The 17,500-nt window shown below is 69.6% G+C and carries 18 protein-coding genes; 5 read left to right on the top strand and 13 right to left on the bottom strand.

Features of this window, described 5'->3' with window-relative positions; all coding sequences use genetic code 11:
* The first annotated feature begins 258 nt into the window (after positions 1–258).
* Together ACFWFP_RS03300 and ACFWFP_RS03295 are read left to right on the top strand one after the other, a co-directional pair.
* Entirely contained in the window at positions 259–642 is a 384-nt protein-coding gene (locus ACFWFP_RS03300) for a DUF4189 domain-containing protein (RefSeq protein ID WP_379293737.1), read from the top strand.
* A gap of 34 nt (positions 643–676) precedes the next feature.
* A complete protein-coding gene (locus ACFWFP_RS03295) occupies positions 677–1,231 on the top strand; it encodes a hypothetical protein (RefSeq protein WP_379292889.1) in 555 nt (184 codons plus the stop codon).
* A gap of 81 nt (positions 1,232–1,312) precedes the next feature.
* Here ACFWFP_RS03295 and ACFWFP_RS03290 read toward each other — a convergent pair whose 3' ends face one another.
* Complete coding sequence (locus ACFWFP_RS03290) at positions 1,313–3,415, bottom strand: RNase J family beta-CASP ribonuclease (protein WP_379292888.1); 2,103 nt, start codon at positions 3,413–3,415, stop codon at positions 1,313–1,315.
* A complete protein-coding gene (gene dapA / locus ACFWFP_RS03285; RefSeq protein WP_379292887.1) occupies positions 3,412–4,320 on the bottom strand; it encodes a 4-hydroxy-tetrahydrodipicolinate synthase in 909 nt (302 codons plus the stop codon). The genes ACFWFP_RS03290 and dapA overlap by 4 nt, the downstream gene beginning before the upstream one ends.
* A 114-nt stretch (positions 4,321–4,434) precedes the next feature.
* On the opposite strand from dapA, the gene ACFWFP_RS03280 reads away from it, so the two are divergent.
* Complete coding sequence (locus ACFWFP_RS03280) at positions 4,435–4,881, top strand: hypothetical protein (protein ID WP_378761864.1); 447 nt, start codon at positions 4,435–4,437, stop codon at positions 4,879–4,881.
* Between the two features lie 13 nt (positions 4,882–4,894).
* On the opposite strand, the gene ACFWFP_RS03275 is transcribed toward ACFWFP_RS03280, so the two are convergent.
* From ACFWFP_RS03275 to ACFWFP_RS03240, 8 genes are all read right to left on the bottom strand, one after another.
* A complete protein-coding gene (locus ACFWFP_RS03275) occupies positions 4,895–6,094 on the bottom strand; it encodes a winged helix-turn-helix domain-containing protein (RefSeq protein WP_379292886.1) in 1,200 nt (399 codons plus the stop codon).
* Between the two features lie 39 nt (positions 6,095–6,133).
* Positions 6,134–7,159 (bottom strand): hypothetical protein, encoded by a 1,026-nt coding sequence (locus ACFWFP_RS03270; RefSeq protein WP_379292885.1) that lies wholly within the window; start codon positions 7,157–7,159, stop codon positions 6,134–6,136.
* Complete coding sequence (locus ACFWFP_RS03265; protein ID WP_379292884.1) at positions 7,159–8,373, bottom strand: sensor histidine kinase; 1,215 nt, start codon at positions 8,371–8,373, stop codon at positions 7,159–7,161. The genes ACFWFP_RS03270 and ACFWFP_RS03265 overlap by 1 nt, the downstream gene beginning before the upstream one ends.
* Entirely contained in the window at positions 8,370–9,059 is a 690-nt protein-coding gene (locus ACFWFP_RS03260; RefSeq protein ID WP_379292883.1) for a response regulator, read from the bottom strand. The genes ACFWFP_RS03265 and ACFWFP_RS03260 overlap by 4 nt, the downstream gene beginning before the upstream one ends.
* Positions 9,060–9,171: 112 nt before the next feature.
* Positions 9,172–9,624, bottom strand: coding sequence for a flavodoxin family protein (locus tag ACFWFP_RS03255; RefSeq protein ID WP_379292882.1), 453 nt, complete (start codon positions 9,622–9,624; stop codon positions 9,172–9,174).
* A 7-nt stretch (positions 9,625–9,631) separates the two neighbouring features.
* Positions 9,632–10,129, bottom strand: a complete 498-nt coding sequence (locus ACFWFP_RS03250) for a hypothetical protein (protein WP_379292881.1) — start codon at positions 10,127–10,129, stop codon at positions 9,632–9,634.
* Positions 10,126–10,872 (bottom strand): 4-hydroxy-tetrahydrodipicolinate reductase, encoded by a 747-nt coding sequence (dapB, locus tag ACFWFP_RS03245; protein ID WP_379292880.1) that lies wholly within the window; start codon positions 10,870–10,872, stop codon positions 10,126–10,128. Before dapB ends, ACFWFP_RS03250 begins: the two co-directional genes overlap by 4 nt.
* Before the next feature lie 98 nt (positions 10,873–10,970).
* Positions 10,971–12,077, bottom strand: coding sequence for an alcohol dehydrogenase catalytic domain-containing protein (locus tag ACFWFP_RS03240; protein ID WP_379292879.1), 1,107 nt, complete (start codon positions 12,075–12,077; stop codon positions 10,971–10,973).
* 134 nt (positions 12,078–12,211) lie between these two features.
* Between ACFWFP_RS03240 and ACFWFP_RS03235 the strand changes: the two genes are divergently transcribed.
* Positions 12,212–12,607 carry a VOC family protein gene (locus ACFWFP_RS03235; protein WP_379293736.1) on the top strand — a complete coding sequence of 132 codons (396 nt, stop codon included), beginning with the start codon at positions 12,212–12,214 and terminating at the stop codon, positions 12,605–12,607.
* A 40-nt stretch (positions 12,608–12,647) separates the two neighbouring features.
* On the opposite strand, the gene ACFWFP_RS03230 is transcribed toward ACFWFP_RS03235, so the two are convergent.
* The gene (locus ACFWFP_RS03230) at positions 12,648–13,841 is read right to left on the bottom strand and encodes an MFS transporter (RefSeq protein ID WP_379293735.1); all 1,194 of its coding nucleotides are present in this window, start codon (positions 13,839–13,841) and stop codon (positions 12,648–12,650) included.
* Between the two features lie 107 nt (positions 13,842–13,948).
* Here ACFWFP_RS03230 and ACFWFP_RS03225 point away from each other — a divergent pair, with 107 nt between their 5' ends.
* Positions 13,949–14,317, top strand: coding sequence for an ArsR/SmtB family transcription factor (locus ACFWFP_RS03225; protein ID WP_379292878.1), 369 nt, complete (start codon positions 13,949–13,951; stop codon positions 14,315–14,317).
* A 42-nt stretch (positions 14,318–14,359) separates the two neighbouring features.
* On the opposite strand, the gene ACFWFP_RS03220 is transcribed toward ACFWFP_RS03225, so the two are convergent.
* Both ACFWFP_RS03220 and ACFWFP_RS03215 read right to left on the bottom strand, forming a co-directional pair.
* A complete protein-coding gene (locus ACFWFP_RS03220; RefSeq protein WP_379292877.1) occupies positions 14,360–15,907 on the bottom strand; it encodes a tetratricopeptide repeat protein in 1,548 nt (515 codons plus the stop codon).
* Positions 15,908–16,056: 149 nt separating this feature from the next.
* Positions 16,057–17,400 carry a M16 family metallopeptidase gene (locus ACFWFP_RS03215; protein ID WP_379292876.1) on the bottom strand — a complete coding sequence of 448 codons (1,344 nt, stop codon included), beginning with the start codon at positions 17,398–17,400 and terminating at the stop codon, positions 16,057–16,059.
* Positions 17,401–17,500 lie beyond the last annotated feature (100 nt).

The raw sequence follows: 17,500 nt of genomic DNA, 5'->3' as shown, positions 1-17,500 counted from the left end.
CGCAACACTGGTCCCACCGTGCTCGCCGAGGAGATCCAGGGTGGATGCGCAGGTCGCAGCGCCCCGGTCAGCGCGGGGAAATCTCGCCGGGAACCGCGTTTCGCGGGCCCGAACTTACGGAATCCTTGTCGATCACCACTGATTCGGGCGCCAACGGGCTCGCACGGCTGGCGCGGCCGACATAACCCTCGGTACGTTGACAGCGCTCTATCGGGTCGTCGACCCGTGTTCATGAAGGGGACGCTACAAGTGAAGAGAATGCTCACCAGCGCGGTCGTGCTGGGCGCCACCGCCACCGCGCTGTTCGCGGGGCACATCGCACCGGCCACGGCGCAGTCGGGCAATTACGGCGCCATCGCGGTGTCGGTCAAACCGGGGGTTTACGGATACGCCACCGACTACGGCAGCTACGCCGACGCCGAGGCCGGTGCCATGGCTGCCTGCCGACGTGGCGGCGGCGGTGGGGGGTGCGACGTGAAGGTGTCCTACCGCAACGGGTGTGGAGCCATCGCGATCTCGCGCGGGTGGTGGAGCTACGGCTCCGCGTCGACGATCGGCGGCGCGAAACGCGAAGCGCTGAACAACAATCCGGGCAACGCCTATATCAAGCACTGGAACTGCACCAGCGGCTACCAGCTCTAGCCCGACCGTTTCGACCATGATCATGGGAGTTGTAGTGAACAACCGTCCAGTGAAAACCGCTGCCGTGCTCGTCGCGATCGTCGCGGCGCTCGGCCTCAGCGCGTGCAGTTCCGACGCCGATTCGACCAGCAAGGGCGCGGGAACCACCACCAGCGCGGGCGGCGCCTTCGAAACGGGCGACGCCAAGTCGGGCAAGGAAGAGGGCGGCGAGCCCGCGGCCACCACGGTGCCCAACCTGCCCAAGCCGACCGCCGCCGAGCTGAACGCCCGGTTGAACAAGGCCCTCGCGGGGCAGCTCACCGGTGACGAGAAGAAGACCTATATCGAGGACGCCGACCAGGATCCGATGCTGGTCGACAAGTTCGTCGAGGCGGCGAAACAGAACAACGTCAAGGTCGCCATCACCACCGTCGGTGACCCCGCCGACGGCAAGCTCAAGGCCAACGCCGACGTCACCATCGACGGTGCCCCGGTCAAGGACGCCTTCGTCGACTTCGTCGCCGAGGACGATTCCTGGAAGGTGTCGCACGTGTTCGCGTGCAACATCGTGAAGTCGGCGCAGCTCGACTCCGCGGCCTGCCAGGCCTGAGGTCTGGACCGGACACCGGTCCGACATCGAGAAAACCGCTGGGCGACAATGTCACCCAGCGGTTTTTCGTCGAACTGTCGATCAGACGGCGACGACCGTCGGCACGATCATCGGGCGGCGACGGTAGACGTCGGCGACCCAGCGGCCGACCACCCGGCGCACGCCCTGGGCGATGCGGTGGGTGTCGGTGATGCCTTCACCGGCCAGGCGCAGCAGTTCCGCTTCGACCAGTTCGTTCGCGCCGTCGAGCGCGGTTCGGTCGTCGGAGAAGCCGCGCCCGTTGAGCTCGGGGGTGCTCACCGCCTTGCCGGTGGTCGAGTCGATGACGATCGTGATCGAGATGAAACCACCCTCGCCGAGGACCAGGCGGTCCGACAGGGTCGACTCGCCGACGTCACCGACGGACAGGCCGTCGACGTAGACGTGCCCGACCGGCACCCGGCCGACGATGGAGGCGATGCCGTCGACCAGGTCGACCACCACACCGTCCTCGGCCAGCATGACCCGCTCCTCGGGCACGCCGGTCGCCACGGCCAGCGCGGCGTTGGCGCGCAGGTGCCGCCATTCGCCGTGCACGGGCATGGCATTGGTCGGGCGCACCGCGTTGTACAGGTACAGCAGCTCACCGGCGGAGGCGTGCCCGGAGACGTGCACCTTCGCGTTCTGCTGGGTGATCACGGTCGCGCCGAGCCGGGCCAGGCCGTTGACCACGGTGAACACCGAGTTCTCGTTGCCGGGGATCAGCGAGGACGCCAGCACCACCAGGTCGTCGGCGCGGATGTTGATCTGCCGGTGCTCGCCGCGCGCCATCCGTGACAGCGCCGACAGCGGCTCGCCCTGGGAACCGGTGGAGATCAGCACCAGACGGTTGCCGGGCAGGTTCGCGGCCTGGTCGAGGGTGACCACGACGTTGTCGGGCACCGTGAGGTAGCCGAGGTCCTGCGCGATCTCCATGTTGCGGACCATCGAACGACCGACGAAGCAGACCTTGCGGTTGTACTTCTGCGCGACGTCGACGACCTGCTGGATGCGGTGCACGTGGCTGGCGAACGACGCCACGATCACGCGGTTGGTGGCCTTGCCGATCACATTGTCGAGCACGCCGCCGATCTCGCGCTCGGGGGTGACGAAGCCGGGAACCTCGGCGTTGGTGGAGTCGACCAGGAACAGGTCGACGCCTTCGTCGCCGAGGCGGGAGAAACCGGCCAGGTCGGTGAGGCGACCGTCCAGGGGCAGCTGGTCGAGCTTGATGTCGCCGGTGTGCAGGACGACGCCCGCACCGGTGCGGATGGCCACGGCCAGCGCGTCGGGAATCGAGTGGTTGACCGCGAAGTACTCGAGCTCGAACGGGCCGTGCACCGTGGTCTCGCCCTCGGCGACCTCGCGCAGCTTGGGCTGCAACCGGTGCTCGCGAGCCTTGGCCGCGACCAGCGCGAGGGTGAACTTGGCACCGATCACCGGGATGTCCTGGCGCAGGCGTAGCAGGAACGGCACGGCACCGATGTGGTCTTCGTGGCCGTGGGTGAGCACGATGGCCTCGACGTCGGCCATCCGGTGCTCGATGGGCCCGAAGTCCGGCAGGATCAGGTCGACGCCGGGCTGCTGGTCCTCGGGGAACAGCACACCGCAGTCGACGATCAGCAGCTTGCCGCCGTATTCGAATACGGTCATGTTGCGGCCGATTTCGCCGATGCCGCCCAGTGCGAACAGGCGAAGGCCGTTCTTCACCAGCTTCGGCGGCGGGCCCAGCTTGTCGTGGGCGGCCTTCTCGCGCGGCTCGGCGACCGGCGCCGACCCGCGACCGCGTCCACCGCCCTGCCTGCCACGGCCACCGCCGCGGGACTGCTCGGCGGCGGGCTTGCTCTTGGCCTCGGCCTGCTTGCCCTTGGCTTCGGTGGCCGGCTTGGTCCTCGCGCGTCGCGGCGCGGTCTTCTTCGCGGTCACCCGTTCCTCGGCGACGCCGAGCAGGTCGGTGCCCACTTCGGCGTTACCGGCCAGGTTCGCCTCCGCGGTGACCTCGGCGATCGGTTCGGCGATCGCCGGTTCGGTGGCCACGGGGGCTTCCTCGGGCGCCACCACCTTCTTCACCGCGGCCTGCACGGTCTCCACCGGTGTCGGCTCCGGGGCGCCGGCGGCACGCGATGCCGAACGGCGGCGGGGCTTACGGCCTACGGGTTCGGTCATGCCGACACCCCCGCGGCCTGCAGGTCCAGCGCCAGCTCCTCGAGCTGTGCCTGCGTCGGCATCAGCTGGGGCAACCGGGGCTCACCTACGTCGATGCCGAGCAATCGGAGTCCTCCCTTACACATCGCCACACCTCCCAGGCGGGTCATGGCCGCGTACAGCGGCAGTAGTGTCGCGTTGATCTCTCGCGCCCTGGCCACGTCACCGGTGGTGTAGGCCTGGTGGATCTCGCGCAGTCGCTCCGGCACGAGGTGCCCGATGACGCTGATGAATCCGACCGCACCGACCGAGAGCCAGGGCAGATTCAGTCCGTCGTCACCGGAGTAGAAATCCAGATCGGTGGTCGCGATGAGATCGGCTCCGGAGACGAGATCGCCCTTGGCATCCTTCACCGCGACGATGTTGGGATGCTCGGCAAGGCGCCGGATCGTGTCGATGGCGATAGGCACCACCGACCTCGGTGGAATGTCGTAGAGCGTGATCGGCAGCGCGGTGGCGTCGGCGACCGCGGTGAAATGCGCGATCAGGCCCTCCTGTGTGGGCCGCGAGTAATACGGGGTCACCACGAGCAGACCGTGTGCGCCCGCGTTCTCCGCGGCACGCGCCAATTCGATCGAGTGCGCGGTGTCGTAGGTACCCGCGCCCGCGACCACGGTGGCCCGGTCGCCGACGCCGTCGACGACCGCCCGCAGCAGATCGTGCTTCTCGGTTTCGGTCGTGGTCGGCGATTCGCCGGTGGTACCCGAGATGATCAGCAGGTCGACTCCACGGTCGACCAGGTGTGCCGCCAGTGCGACACCGGCATCGACGTCGAGCTTGCCCGCAGCGCTGAAGGGGGTCACCATCGCGACACCTACCGTGCCGGACGCGCGCAGCTCCGTTGGCGTCGATTCACCGTTCGTCATGGTCAGAAAGGCTACCCGGTCGCCGGATGCGCCTCGACACCCTAGCGCCCGAAGCGGCTGCCGGTGGGTGTTTTTCACCTTGCGTGATGTCACATATGACGTCACAATGATGTCATGGATCTGAATGCTCATACCGCGCGCTTGCGCGAGGAATTGATCGCCGCCGCCGCGCTCGGCGACGAGAAAACGCAGGCCACCGCCGCCGCACTCGCCGCCGCGGTGGAGAGTTCTAGCCGCCTGGTGCTGCTGTCGGCGCTGTCGGAACTGGCCGCCGAGATCAGTACCGAACTCGGTGACCGCACCGTGCACGTCCGGCTGGAAGGCACCGACGCGAAAGCCGACGTGCGCAAAAACACGCCGCCGGGCGCGGAGGAACCCCCGACTTTCGAGGAAATGACCGGCGACATCAGCCGGGTGACCCTGCGATTGGTCGAACAGCTCAAGTCCCGCGCGGAGGAAGCGGCCCAGCAGAACGGGCAGTCACTCAATTCCTGGCTCTCGGGTGCCGTCAGTGGCGCGCTGAAGGATCAGATGCGCGGGTACGGCGGCAAGGGCTGGTAGGCACCGCCTGCCATCACAGCAGGGGGGCCAGGTCGCCGCGTTCGCCGATCACGATGTCGTCGAGTTCGAGCCAGTCGGCCATTTCCCGCAGCGCCTCGCGCAATGCCCGGGCGGTTTCGACAGTCGCGTAGCCGGGTTCGGCGAACGCGCCGGGGGCGAGCAGCCGGCCGGTGGCGCGTTCGGCGCGCAGATCCACCCGGCCGACGAGCTTGCCGTCGACGAGCAGCGGGAAGACGTAGTACCCGTGCACCCGTTTGGGTTCGGGGGTGTAGATCTCGATGCGGTAGTGGAAGTCGAACACCCGCTGGGTGCGCGGGCGGAAGAAGATCAGCGGGTCGAACGGGCACAGCAGCGCGGTTCCGGTGATCCGGCGCGGGGTGGCGGCCTCCGGATGGAGATACGCGGGCGCGTCCCAGCCGTCGACGTCGACCGGCAGCAGCTCGCCCGCGTCGACCAGGTCGGCGATCGCCGGGGCGCTCTGGCGCCGGGCCAGGCGGTAGTAGTCGCGCAGGTCGGCCTCGGTGCCGATACCGAGGGCCCGGCTGGACCGGCGGATCAGCTCGCGCACCGCATCGTCCTCGCCGATCTCCCGGTCGCACATATCGGCCGGGACGACTCGTTCGGTGAGGTCGTAGTGCCGGGTGAAGCCGACCCGACGGGCGGTGGACAGCTCACCGGCGGCGAAGAGCTGCTCGCAGATCATCTTCGTGTCGCTCAGGTTCCACCAGGTCCCCTTCGGCCGCGGCTTGTCCAGTTCCAGATGACGTTCGATCTCGCCCGCGCTCGCCGCCCCCACCTCGGTGACGACATCGAGAATGTCCTTGCCCAGCGTGGGATTTCGTTCGACGACCTTGCGCATCCCCGACCAGCGCCCGTGCCGATATTCCCGCATCCGCCAGCGCATCAGCGGCCAGTCGGCGACCGGGATCAGCGCCGCCTCGTGCGCCCAGTACTCCACCAGCCCCCGCCGCGCCTTCGCGCTGTCGCTCCAGGCGGCGCCGTCGAGCAGGCTGCGGTCGTAGGGGCCGATCCGGCTGAACACCGGCGCGTAGTGCGCGCGGACCACCGCCGACACCGAATCTATTTGCAGCAGACGGGTTCTGGCGACCACATCGAGCACGGCCCGACGCTTGGGGTTGGTCGGCCTTCGCTTGCCGAAGCCCTGCGCGGCCAGCGCCGTTCGACGGGCCTGCGCCGCATTCATCCGCTGCATTTCCTCAGCCTGACACAGGGGTCCGACAAGTTGCGGCGCTCAGGTGGAGACCCGGACCTCGCCCGCGGTGTCGATCTCGGTCCGCCGATCCCCGCCCGGCGCGGCGGCCAGCACGGTCGCCACCCAGCGCCTGCCGACCGGCAGCACCCGCACGGTCACCGAGCCCGCCGCGGCCGTGTCGAGTTCGCCGACCGCGGCCTCGATCACGTGGTGGCGCACCCATTCCGGTACTCCGAGGAAACCGCCGTCATCGAGCAGGGTCACCTCGACACCGCGCGATCGCGCGCCCCTGGCGGCGGCGCTGAGCCGGTCGGTGACCAGCTGCGGCGCCCGAAGTCCGTCGCGCAGTTCGGCTTCGAGCAGCCTGCACTGTTCGCGTTCGGTGTCGGTGAGCTCGATCCCGGCGGCGATGCGGGCGAGCAGGGGCCCGGCCACCCGGTCGAGCGCTCCCAGCTGACGGTCACGCTCGGCGTTGGCCGCGGCCAGCGCGGCCTCGGTCGCCGCGCGCCGATTGGCCTCGCTGCGCAGTTCCCGCAGTGACCGCTGGGTGGGTCGCACGATCGACATGAACACCGTCACGGCGCCGACGGTCGCGACCGGTGTCAGCGCGCGGACCACGGTTTCGGGGTGCCAGCTGGTGAACGCCCCCATCGTCACCAGCACCGTCGCGGCGGCCGCCACGCCGAGCCAGGCCGACATGATCCGCCCGCGCAGCACCAGCATCGCCAGCAGATACGACGTGGGATAGGCGGTCCACAGCTGGTGGGCGAACCCCGACGAGTTCTCGAGCCACGGCACGGTGATCGCCATCGCCGCAGGTCCCGCGCATGCCACGAAGATCGTGGCCGGCCACGGCAGCGGGTCCACCGGGAACACCAGCACCACCAGCGCGGCCACGGCCATCAGCACCAGCGCGGCGGCCGCGGCCACAGGCGGCGCGATGTCGAAATTCACCCGCAGATACATCACGATGGTGGCTTCGAAGATCACCACGAACAGCCACGCGGTGCCGTCGCTGAGGCCGAACAGATCGCGCATCGCGAACGGCAGATCACGATCGACCATCAGCTACCCCACACCAGAGTCACCACGGTTCCCGCACCCGGCGCCGATTCCACGAACGCCGCGCCACCGGCGAGCGCGCGCATCCGGCCCAGAATGCTGCCCGCGATCCCCATCCGATCGGCCGACACCCGCGCCGGATCGAACCCGGCGCCGTCATCGGACAGCACCACCCGGATCCCACCGGTGGCGATGGTCACCGACACACCGCGCCGCACCGTCCGACCGGCGACGTCGGCGTGGCGCACACTGTTGCGCACCGCCTCCGAGAGCGCGGCCCCGAGCACCTGCGCGGCCTCGATCGGCAGGCACAGATCGGCCGCGCGCCGCGAGGACACCTGCACCGGGATCTCGGATGCCACCTCGCGCACGGCCTCGCGCAGGAACTCGATCGTCGCGGCGGCGTCGAGGTGGTCGATCTCGGGCGCGGTCCGCGACCGCTCGAGCTGTTCGAGGGTGCGCGCGGCCTGGTTGCGCAGCACCGACGAGGACTGCTGCGCGCGCGAGGCCTCCAACAACGTCGAGAGCACCGCGTCGTGGATGAGCGCCGCGAAACGCGCCCCCTCACGTTCCCTGGCCGAGGTCGCCGCGACCGCCGCCGCCCGGCTGCGCTGGCGGACCGCTTCCCGGTCGACCCGTTCGGCCGCGGCACGCGCGTACACCACGCACCACAGGAACAGCGCGGCCACGCCGAGCGCCCTGGTGATGTCGCCGAACAACGCCCACATCGAACTGTCCGGCACCACAAGGGCATTCGACACACTGCCGGCCACCGCGAGCAGGGCGCCGAACGCGGCCGCGCCACGCCGCGGCCACGCGAGACCCGCGGCCATCACACCGACCGCGAGCCCGCGATAGGGCCACGAAGCGAACGAACCGATGTACACCACCGAATACACCAGCGGCGTCGCCACGGTCGCCGCGAGATAACACGCCGCGGCCGCGGCCGCGGTGCGCCGAATCGCGGCGGCGGGGCCGCGCACCGACACGATCGCCAGTACACCGAACACCAGATACGCGGAGACGAGATGCAGTTCCGGCCACACCGACTGGTTGACCGGCTGCACCAGCACGGCGGGCAGTTCCAGCACCATCACGATCGCGGCGCCGGTCCCGATCACCAGCCCGAGCCTGCGCAGGATCTGTTCGGTCGCCGCGCGCGAGAATTCGACGTCGCCGACCGGTGCGGACGCCGTCGCGACCGCGAGATCGGTCACGTGCGCTGCTGCCTCTCCGGCACGGGCAGCCATCCGTCCTCGACGGCCCGCTTGTAGAGATCGGTCTTGGTGGGCGCGGGCCTGCCCGCGTCGGCGTACTTCTGCCGGATGCGGCCGAGGTAGTCGTTGACGGTCTGTTCCGACAGACCGGTCAGCCGGGCCACCCGCGAGGCCTTCTCCCCCGAGGCGTAGAGCATCAGCACTTCCTCCTGACGCGGGCTGAGCCCGACGTCGGAGAGCTTCGGATCACCGTCGATGGCGGCGGCCCAGTCGGTGGTCACCACCTGCTCCCCCGAGGCGGCCCGGCGCACCGCCTCGACCACGGTCGCCACGCTCTCGGACTTGCGCAGCACCCCGAGCACACCCGCTTTGGCGGCGGAACGGACCAGGAAGGCGTTGTCGGCGCCGGTGAACACCAGCACCTCGATGTCGCGTTCGCGCAGCGCGGTGACGTTGTCCTCGGGCGTCGAGCCGTCGGGCAGCCGCAGATCGAGGACGACGAGATCGAGATCGGTGGTCTCGGCCAGCAACCCGGCGACGGACTCCGCCACCGCCACCAGTTCCAGATCGGGTTCGGGCCCGAGCATGGCCGCCAGCCCGATCGCCACGGACTCGTGGTCCTCCACCAGACCGACCCGCCGCACCGTGCGCGTCCGCGCCAACTCGCTCACCCGACCACTCCCCATCTGAAGAACACCCACCGCGGCCAGCCCGCAACACGTCGGTCGAGTTCTACCGCATCCCGAGCCCGCGTGTCAGCCCACCAAAATTCGGGGCGGGCCCGGCTGTCACGATCGGCTATTCCATCAGACCTGCGGCGATGGTCGCGCCGAGTTCCCAGCATTTCTCCAGATCGGCCTTGCTCGGCGGTCCCGAGACCACGACCGCCGCGGCGGCGCGCTGCCAGCCCAACCCGGTGGTGATCCGCTCCACGCTGCTCTCAGCGCCTTCGGTGCCTTCGTTGCCGTGCAGGTAGAGGCCGTAGGGGCGCCCGCCGGTCGAGTCGAGGCACGGGTAGTAGATGGTGTCGAAGGCGTGTTTGAGGGCGCCGCTCATGTACCCGAGATTGGCCGGGGTGCCGAGCAGGTAGCCGTCGGCGTCGAGCACGTCGACGGCGGTCACCGCCAGCGCGGCCCGGCGCACCACCTCGACCCCCTCGATCTCCGGGTCGCTCGCCCCGGCGAGGACCGCTTCGAACATCGCCTGGGTGTGCGGCGAGGGGGTGTGATGGATGATCAGCAACCGGGCCATGGGCTCGCTACTCTCCTGGTTCGCGTTCCAGTTTTTCCAGTGCCACCGCGCGACGCATGGTGTCGCGGGCGCGACCCCGGTCGCCGGCGTAGTCGTAGGCGCGGGCCAACCGGTAGGACGAGCGCCAGTTGTCCGGGTCGGCTTCCCATTCGGTCTTGATCTGCGCGAACAGGGCGTCGGCCGCGTCGCGTTCGATCCGGCCCGAGGGCCGGCGCGGCAGCTGCGAGGTGTCGACCTCGAGGCCCTCCTCGTGGATCCGCCGGGCCAGCCGTTGATGCGCGAACGCCGCGCTCAAGGTCGCCCACAGAATCCAGATACCGACGACGGGCAGCAGCAGCATGCCGATGCCGATCGCGATACCCGCGAACTCGCCGTCGGCGACGTAGGCGATGGCCAACCCGCCCAGCCGCACGAAGTAGAACAGCAGCGCGATGACCAGAAACACCACGACCGCAACGGTTTTCAGGACCTGCCGATCAGGTCGCTGCGCGTCGGCGTCGCTCACAGATCCAGGAACGGGTCGAGCCCGACGGTCAGACCCGGCCGTCCGGCGATCTCGCGCACCCCGAGCAGCACGCCCGGTGCGAACGAGGACCGGTCGATGGAGTCGTGACGGATGGTCAGCGTCTCGCCCTGGGTGCCGAACAGCACCTCCTGGTGGGCGACGAGCCCGGCCAGGCGCACCGAATGCACCCGCACACCGTCGACGTCGGCGCCGCGGGCACCCTCGAGTTCGGTGGTGGTGGCGTCGGGGCTGATCCCCACCCCGGCCTCGGCGCGGGCCGCGGCGATCACCGCGGCGGTGCGGTACGCGGTGCCCGAGGGGGCGTCGGCCTTGTTCGGGTGGTGCAGCTCGATGACCTCGACCGAGTCGAAGAACCGGGCCGCCTGCTCGGCGAATCGCATCGACAGCACGGCGCCGATGGCGAAGTTCGGCGCGATCAGCACGCCCACCTCGGGCCGCTGCGCCAGCTGCCCGCGCACCTCGGCGAGGCGGGCCTCGTCGAAGCCGGTGGTGCCGACGACGACGTGGATGCCGTTCTCGATCAGGAACTTCAGGTTGCCCATCACCACATCGGGGTGGGTGAAATCGACGACCACCTGGGTACCCGTCTCGGTGAACGTCTCGAGCGCGTCACCCTTGTCGACCTGCGCCACCAGCTCCAGATCGGGCGCCGCCTCCACCGCCGCGCAGATCGCCTGCCCGACCTTGCCGCGTGCTCCGAGCACTCCGACCCGAATGGTCACCGCATCTCCTCGTCCTCGACTCAGCTTGCTCGGGGAAGCCTATCGAGCAGCCTGCGGGGCCGCGGCGCCGACCTCACACCGCCGGGCCCGCCGCGGCGTCAGTCGAAGACGATCACCTGTCGTAGCGCCGCGCCCGCCGCGAGGTCGTCCATCGCCTGGTTCACCTGGTCGAGCCCGATGCGGGCCGAGACGAGCCGTTCCAGCGGCAGCTTGCCCTCGCGCCACCGCCGCACGTATTCGGGGATGTCACGGTCGGGGACCGCGGAGCCGAGGTAGCTGCCGATGATGGTGCGACCCTGCGCGACCAACGCCAGTGGCGAGATCGTGGCGGTGGCGGTCGGTGCGGGCAGGCCGACCGTCACGGTGACGCCACCGGGTGCTGTTGCGGCGACCGCGGTTTCGAACGCGCGGACATTGCCCGCCGCTTCGATCACCACGTCGGCCTGCACGCCCTGCTCGGCGACCTCACCCGGCGTGCAGGACACGGTCGCACCGAATTCGCGGGCGAGCGCCAGCTTTTCGGGAACCGTGTCGACGGCGATCACCTCACCGAGGCCGAGCGAGACCGCGACGAGCACGGCCGCCATCCCGACACCACCGAGCCCGACCACCATGATCCGGTCTCCCGCACCGGGTTTCGCGGCGTTGAGCAGGGCGCCGCCGCCGGTGAGCACCGCGCAGCCGAGCACCGCCGCCACCTCGGGCGGTACGTCGTCGTCGACCGGGACGACCGAGCGCCGGTCCACCACCGCGTGTGTGGCGAAGCCGGAGACGCCGAGATGGTGCTGCACCACCTCGCCGTCGCGGGTGAGCCGTCGGCCGCCGCCGAGCAGTTCGCCCGCGTTGTTGGCCACACTGCCCGGCCCGCACGGCGTGCGCCCGTTGCTCGCACAGCCGGCGCAGTCGCCGCAGCGCGGCAGGAACGTCATCACGACCCGCTGCCCGGGCGCCACATCGGTGACATCGGCGCCCACCGATTCGACGATGCCCGCGGCTTCGTGGCCGAGCAGCATGGGCACCGGGCGTACCCGATTGCCGTCCACCACAGACAGATCCGAATGGCACAGGCCCGCGGCTTCGATGCGCACCAGCAATTCGCCGTGCCCCGGTTCGGCCAATTCCAGGTCACACACGGTGATGGGCTGCGAATCGGCGAACGGCGCCGGGTCGGCGATCCGTTCCAGAACGGCTCCACGAATCTTCATGCTCGCGACGCTACCGCGAGCACCCTTTACAGGGTCCGGGATCTGTCGCTAACCTCGATCTCGGTGATGGTGCTCCTGTCGGCCGCCTCGTACCGTGCCCAGGGTCGGCGCCATCACGAACAAGGAGAAATCCCCTGTCAGTGCAGTTCAATCACACCATTGTCGGATGTCACGATAATCGGGAGACCGCCGAGTTCTGGGCGGACATCCTCGGGTTGGACGTAGGAAAAGAGTGGGGGCCGTTCATTCCGATCGCCCTCGATCACGGTGCGGCCTTCGATTTCGCCAAGGTTCCGCCGTTCGTCTCCGAGATCCAGCCGCAGCACTACGCGTTCCTGGTCAGCGAGGCCGAGTTCGACGCGGCCTATGCCAAGATCCAGCGCTACAAGCTGGACCATTGGGCCGACCCCCAGCAACACGGGGTCAACGAGATCAATCACAACGACGGCGGTCGCGGGGTCTATTTCCTCGACCCCAACGGCCACTTCCTGGAACTGATCACCGTTCCCTACGGCGGTTGGCCCGAGTAGTCGTCCAGGCCGGTCCCCGCCGGGACCGGCCTGTCCGCGGCTACGCGAGTTTCGCGGCCGCGCGGGTCCCGCGCAGACCCAGCAGCGCGGCGCCGACACACGCCGCCGAGACGCCCACGATGAACCAGGGGAACACCGTCGTGAGTCCCCAGGTCGTCGCGGCCCAGCCCGCCGCCAGGGTCGGCAGGGCCATCGCCGAGTAGGCCAGCAGGTAGAAGGCCGACATGGTCTCGCCACGGCGATGCGGCGGAACGACCTCGGACAGGTGCCGCAGCGACCCACCGAAACCGAGACCGAAGGTGCCGCCGAGCACCAGACCGGCGAGGACCACAACGGCGGGCTCTTTCGTGGCCAGCGCCGGAATAGTGGCGAGTAGTGCCGCCGCCATGCCGAGGTCACCGATCATCGCGGCGCGACGGGCAGGCACCCGCGTGGCCAGCAACTGCGCCAACGCGCCCGCCAGCGCGGTGCTCGCGACGACGACACCACCGAACACGAGATTGTGCACGCCGGTTTCGGCCGCGGCCAGCGACGGATACAGCGACAGCAGCACGCCCAGCACCGACCAGGCGGCCATCACGCCGATCGCGGAGAACCAGAAGTCGGACCTGATCTCGTGCGGGACGGAGGGTTTCGCGATGGTGATGCGTGCCTTCACCCGAGTGGTGTGCGGTTCGCGAAGGGCGAGAATGCCGGCCCCCGCGGCCACACAGATGACGGTGATCACCACATACGGCGTGCGCAAGGGCGACGGCGCGTACTGCGCGAGCACCGCGGTGCCGAGCACAGCGATCGCGATGCCGACGTTGAACGCCACGCCACTGAGCTGCCCGGACCGAGCACCACGTTCGGGCCGCAGATCCAGCAGCGCCGCGGCGCCCGCGACGACGGTGGCGCCGACGGCCGCCCCGTGCAATGCCCTGGCCAGCAACAACATCGGCACCGAATCGGCGAGCAGGAAGACGGCCAGCCCGGCGATCATGGTGGCGAAGGCGCCGATCATCACCGGCTTGCGGCCGACCACATCGGAGATCCGGCCGGAGACCAGCACCGCGCCGAGCGCCGCGAAGGCATAGACCGCGAAGACCATGGTGGTGGTCAGCGGGGAAAGATGCCACTCGGTCTCATAGATCCCGTAGAGCGGAGCGGGCGCCCCGGAGACGCCGAGCGCCACGGCGCTCGCGGCCAGGACGAGCCCGTACGCCCAGCGCTGCCCGGCCTCGACCGGCGCCATCGTTGTCGCTGCCACAGCAGCCCCCATCAGCAGAGTTTGATCACCATCGAACGATGATCAGGCTACGCCGAGTATGATGACTATCAAACCCCCGAGTGAGGTAACTCATGACACAGGCTAACGATCTCACCCCGGCGCCGACGATACCTGTCGGCGCGCTCCCCGCTGTCCTCGGCGCCCTCCACGACCCCGTCCGGCTGGAGATGGTCCGTCGGCTGAGCAACGCGGCCGCCCCCATCCGCTGTGCGGCGCTCTACGACGCGATCAACAAATCCACCGCGACCCACCACTTCAAGATCCTGCGCGAAGCGGGCCTGATCGAGCGTCTCACCATCGACGGCCAGACCTTCCAGAACCTGCGTACCGACGCCGTCGAGCACGCTCTTCCCGGCCTGCTCCGCTCGATCGTCGACGCCGCCAACCGCGCGGATGCGCACGTTCCCGGCGCAGACCGCGACGAGCAGTCCGTCAACTGATCGCCGGCCCGGTCCGGACCAGGCGCTGCGCCCCGCGTATTTCTATCGTTGCGCGGCTGTCGGCACCGCGCCGCTCGGCAGGGACCGCGTCGGCGTCGGCACCAGCCGAGACGGCAGGGTTGGAAGCGGACGAAACGTAGTCGTTGACGTCGATGTAGCGGGTTCGTCGAGCAGGTCCCGCCCGTGTGTTTCCCCGCGGACGATCTCGCCGCCACCCCACCACAGCGCGCCACCCGAGCCGCCCATCATGGCCAGCACGACCAGCACGATCACCAGGGTCTGCCACGACCGGCGATAGTTGCCCCGGTCGCGCCAGCCGGCGATCGCCGCCTCGACCAGCAGCGTGAGAAAGACGATGCCGACGATCGCGACCAGCGCGCCGAACACCGCGGGCTGACGAGCCCAGCCACGCAGGAACGCCACCACGATCACCACCGGCACCACGAACAAGCCGAGCACGATGATCTGAAATCCCGCGAAATCCTCCCCGTCGTCGGGGTCGGGGTCATCGCGCCCCGGCCGCATCCACGCCGTGAACAGCAGCAGATGCCCGAGGGCCGCACCGAGCACCCCCAGCACCAGCACCAGGCCTCCGAGCCGAACCAGCGCGACGAATTCCGACCGCATCGCGGCCGCCGCCAGGTCCACCAGCACCGCGGACACCGCCACCGCGGCCAGCGCGATCACCGCCCGCGGTCGCGTCGCCCTGGCTCGCAGGTATCCGGGCGGTAGTTGCTTGCGCAGCTTGCGAAACACGCCGAACCAGGCGAGCGGCACCGCGAAGAACATCATCGGCGACAGCACCCGCAACGCGATCGTGGGCAACCACATCGCCAGTGCCGCATAGCATCCCGCGAATGCCCAGACCCAGGCGGCCAGGCGCAGCAACGCCCGCCAGTGCACTTCGGCGAGCAGCCGCCGTGCCTGGCGATCGGTCGGCGCGTTCGCGAGCAGACCGCGCAGTGTCGCGATCGCGGCTGCGCGCCCGCCGTCGACACCGCCGACCGCGAATTCGGCGCGTGCGTGCAGGCCGAGCAGGCCGGCGTGGGTCGGGTCGATGGCCAATCCGGCGGCGACATGGCGCTCGGCGGCGCCGCTGTCGGACAGCCGCTGGTAGGTCTGTGCTGCCGAGAAGTGCACGTGAACGTCGTTGGGCGCCAGCGCCGTCGCGTGTGCGAGTGCCGCGCGCGCCTGCTCCGGGTCTCGCCGTGGACCGCTGCTGTGCAGCCAGGCCAGCAGCAGCGCCGTCGCCGCGTCGTGCGGGCGCAGCCGAGCGGCGGTGTGGCCGTGTTCGCGGGCCGGATCCCACTGGTCGAGCATCGCGTACGCCAGCGCGACCGTGTGGTGCGCCCCGGACGACTCAGGATTCGCGCGCAGGGCCTGTCCCGCCAAGCGCAGGGTGTCGTCGTATTCGTCGAGTTCGTAGGCGATGTCCGCGAGCGCGACGAGCAGGTACGGATCCTCGGGCGCGTCGAGCAACGCCGTCCCGAGAATCCGCCGGGCTTCCTCGATCCGCCCGATCTCCTGCGCCACGCGAGCTCGCTGTAGAGCTACCTGTACCGGCACGACCGCCCCTCCCCCTGTTGCCATCCGAGTGCACAGTACCGGCCGGAGCCCAGCTCAGACTGCCCCGCGGGCGACCAGGAGCCTTTCACTCGGGGTGGCGCGCCGCCGCTCACCCATTGGCGTCGGCACCACTGTTCACGCGCACACCCCGATTACCCGCGGTGCCGAATTGCTCAGCGTTCGACGAGCTTTCGCACCGAGGCCGGCAGATCGCGGGTGCGCTGGTACGGGCCCGATACCGCCGCACCGTAGGGGCGGGCGAGCAACGTGCGGGCGATCTCGCTGACCTCGTCGGTGGTGACGGCGTCGATACGAGCCAGGGTCGCCGAGACGCTGCGGTGGTTGCCGTAGCTGAGTTCGCTGCGGCCGATGCGATTCATTCGGGAGGCGGAGTCCTCGAGGCCCAAGACCAGTCCGCCGCGCAAAGATCCCTTGGCCCTGGCGCATTCGGCGTCGGTGACACCGTGGGCGGCGACCTCGTCGAGCACGCCGCGGGCCAAGGTGGTGACCTGGCCGAGATTTTCGGGCTGGCAGCCGAGCGAGACCGAGAACGCGCCGGTGTCGGCGAAGGTGTCGACGCTCGAGTACACCGAGTACGCGAGGCCGCGTTCTTCCCGGATGCGTTGGAACAGGCGCGAACTCAGGCCACCACCGACGATGGTGTTGAGGATCGACAGCGGCCAGCGCTGTTGGCCTTCGTGCCTGCCGAACGCCCGCACACCGAAGGCGAGGTGGGTCTGTTCACTGTCGCGGTTGATCCGGATCAGGCCGGGTGTGCCCTGCGCGCGGAACTTCCCTTCGCGGCGCGGCGCGGGCTCGGCGGCGGGGTCCAGGTGCGGCCCGAACGCGCGGTGCACCAGTTCCACGACGCGCTCGTGCTCGATGTTGCCGGCCACCGCGACGACCATGCGCTCGGGCCGGTAGCGGCGCTGATGGAAGCCGCGCAGCTGGGCGGCCTGCATGTTCTCGATGGATTCGACGCTGCCGATCACCGGGCGCCCGATGGGGTGCTCGCCGAACATGGCGGTGAGGAAGGAGTCGGCGACCAGGTCTTCGGGGTCGTCGTCGCGCATCGCGATCTCTTCCAGGACCACCTGACGCTCGACGTCGACGTCGATCGCGCGGCACAGCCCGTGGAGCACCACATCGGAGACGAGGTCGACGGCGAGCGGCAGGTCCTCGTCGATGACGTGGGCGTAGTAGCAGGTCTGTTCCTTGGCGGTGAACGCGTTGAGTTCGCCGCCGACCGCGTCCATGGATTGCGCGATGTCGAGGGCGGTGCGCGTCGGCGTCGCCTTGAACAGCAGGTGTTCGAGGAAGTGCGCGGCGCCGGCCACGGTGGGGCCCTCGTCGCGCGACCCGACGCCCACCCACACCCCGATGGAGGCGGAGCGCACGCCGGGCACGTGTTCGGTGACCACGCGAAGGCCACCGGGGAGGACGGTGCGGCGCACTCCACCGGTGGAGACATCGTCAGCGGATTCGGTATTCGACTCGGTCAACTTCGGCTTCGTCACCCGATCCCACCGGACGGCTGTGCTGGCATGGTTCCTCAACCTCTCGAACGGGAGCTGGCGACGTGTGCGTAATGCCTCATTGTGCAGGCAGCAGGCACGA

Source organism: Nocardia sp. NPDC060249, assembly GCF_042728755.1.
Lineage (GTDB): Bacteria > Actinomycetota > Actinomycetes > Mycobacteriales > Mycobacteriaceae > Nocardia.
This window is presented reverse-complemented; position numbering and strand designations above follow the sequence as displayed.

Bases quoted from the DNA above. Each gene is read 5' to 3' on its own strand.
- ACFWFP_RS03300 (WP_379293737.1), top strand. From the start codon at position 259: ATGCTCACCAGCGCGGTCGTGCTGGGCGCCACCGCCACCGCGCTGTTC.
- ACFWFP_RS03290 (WP_379292888.1), bottom strand. From the start codon at position 3,415: ATGACCGAACCCGTAGGCCGTAAGCCCCGCCGCCGTTCGGCATCGCGT.
- dapA (WP_379292887.1), bottom strand. From the start codon at position 4,320: ATGACGAACGGTGAATCGACGCCAACGGAGCTGCGCGCGTCCGGCACG.
- ACFWFP_RS03280 (WP_378761864.1), top strand. From the start codon at position 4,435: ATGGATCTGAATGCTCATACCGCGCGCTTGCGCGAGGAATTGATCGCC.
- ACFWFP_RS03275 (WP_379292886.1), bottom strand. From the start codon at position 6,094: ATGCAGCGGATGAATGCGGCGCAGGCCCGTCGAACGGCGCTGGCCGCG.
- ACFWFP_RS03270 (WP_379292885.1), bottom strand. From the start codon at position 7,159: ATGGTCGATCGTGATCTGCCGTTCGCGATGCGCGATCTGTTCGGCCTC.
- ACFWFP_RS03260 (WP_379292883.1), bottom strand. From the start codon at position 9,059: ATGGGGAGTGGTCGGGTGAGCGAGTTGGCGCGGACGCGCACGGTGCGG.
- ACFWFP_RS03255 (WP_379292882.1), bottom strand. From the start codon at position 9,624: ATGGCCCGGTTGCTGATCATCCATCACACCCCCTCGCCGCACACCCAG.
- ACFWFP_RS03240 (WP_379292879.1), bottom strand. From the start codon at position 12,077: ATGAAGATTCGTGGAGCCGTTCTGGAACGGATCGCCGACCCGGCGCCG.
- ACFWFP_RS03230 (WP_379293735.1), bottom strand. From the start codon at position 13,841: ATGGCGCCGGTCGAGGCCGGGCAGCGCTGGGCGTACGGGCTCGTCCTG.
- ACFWFP_RS03225 (WP_379292878.1), top strand. From the start codon at position 13,949: ATGACACAGGCTAACGATCTCACCCCGGCGCCGACGATACCTGTCGGC.
- ACFWFP_RS03220 (WP_379292877.1), bottom strand. From the start codon at position 15,907: ATGGCAACAGGGGGAGGGGCGGTCGTGCCGGTACAGGTAGCTCTACAG.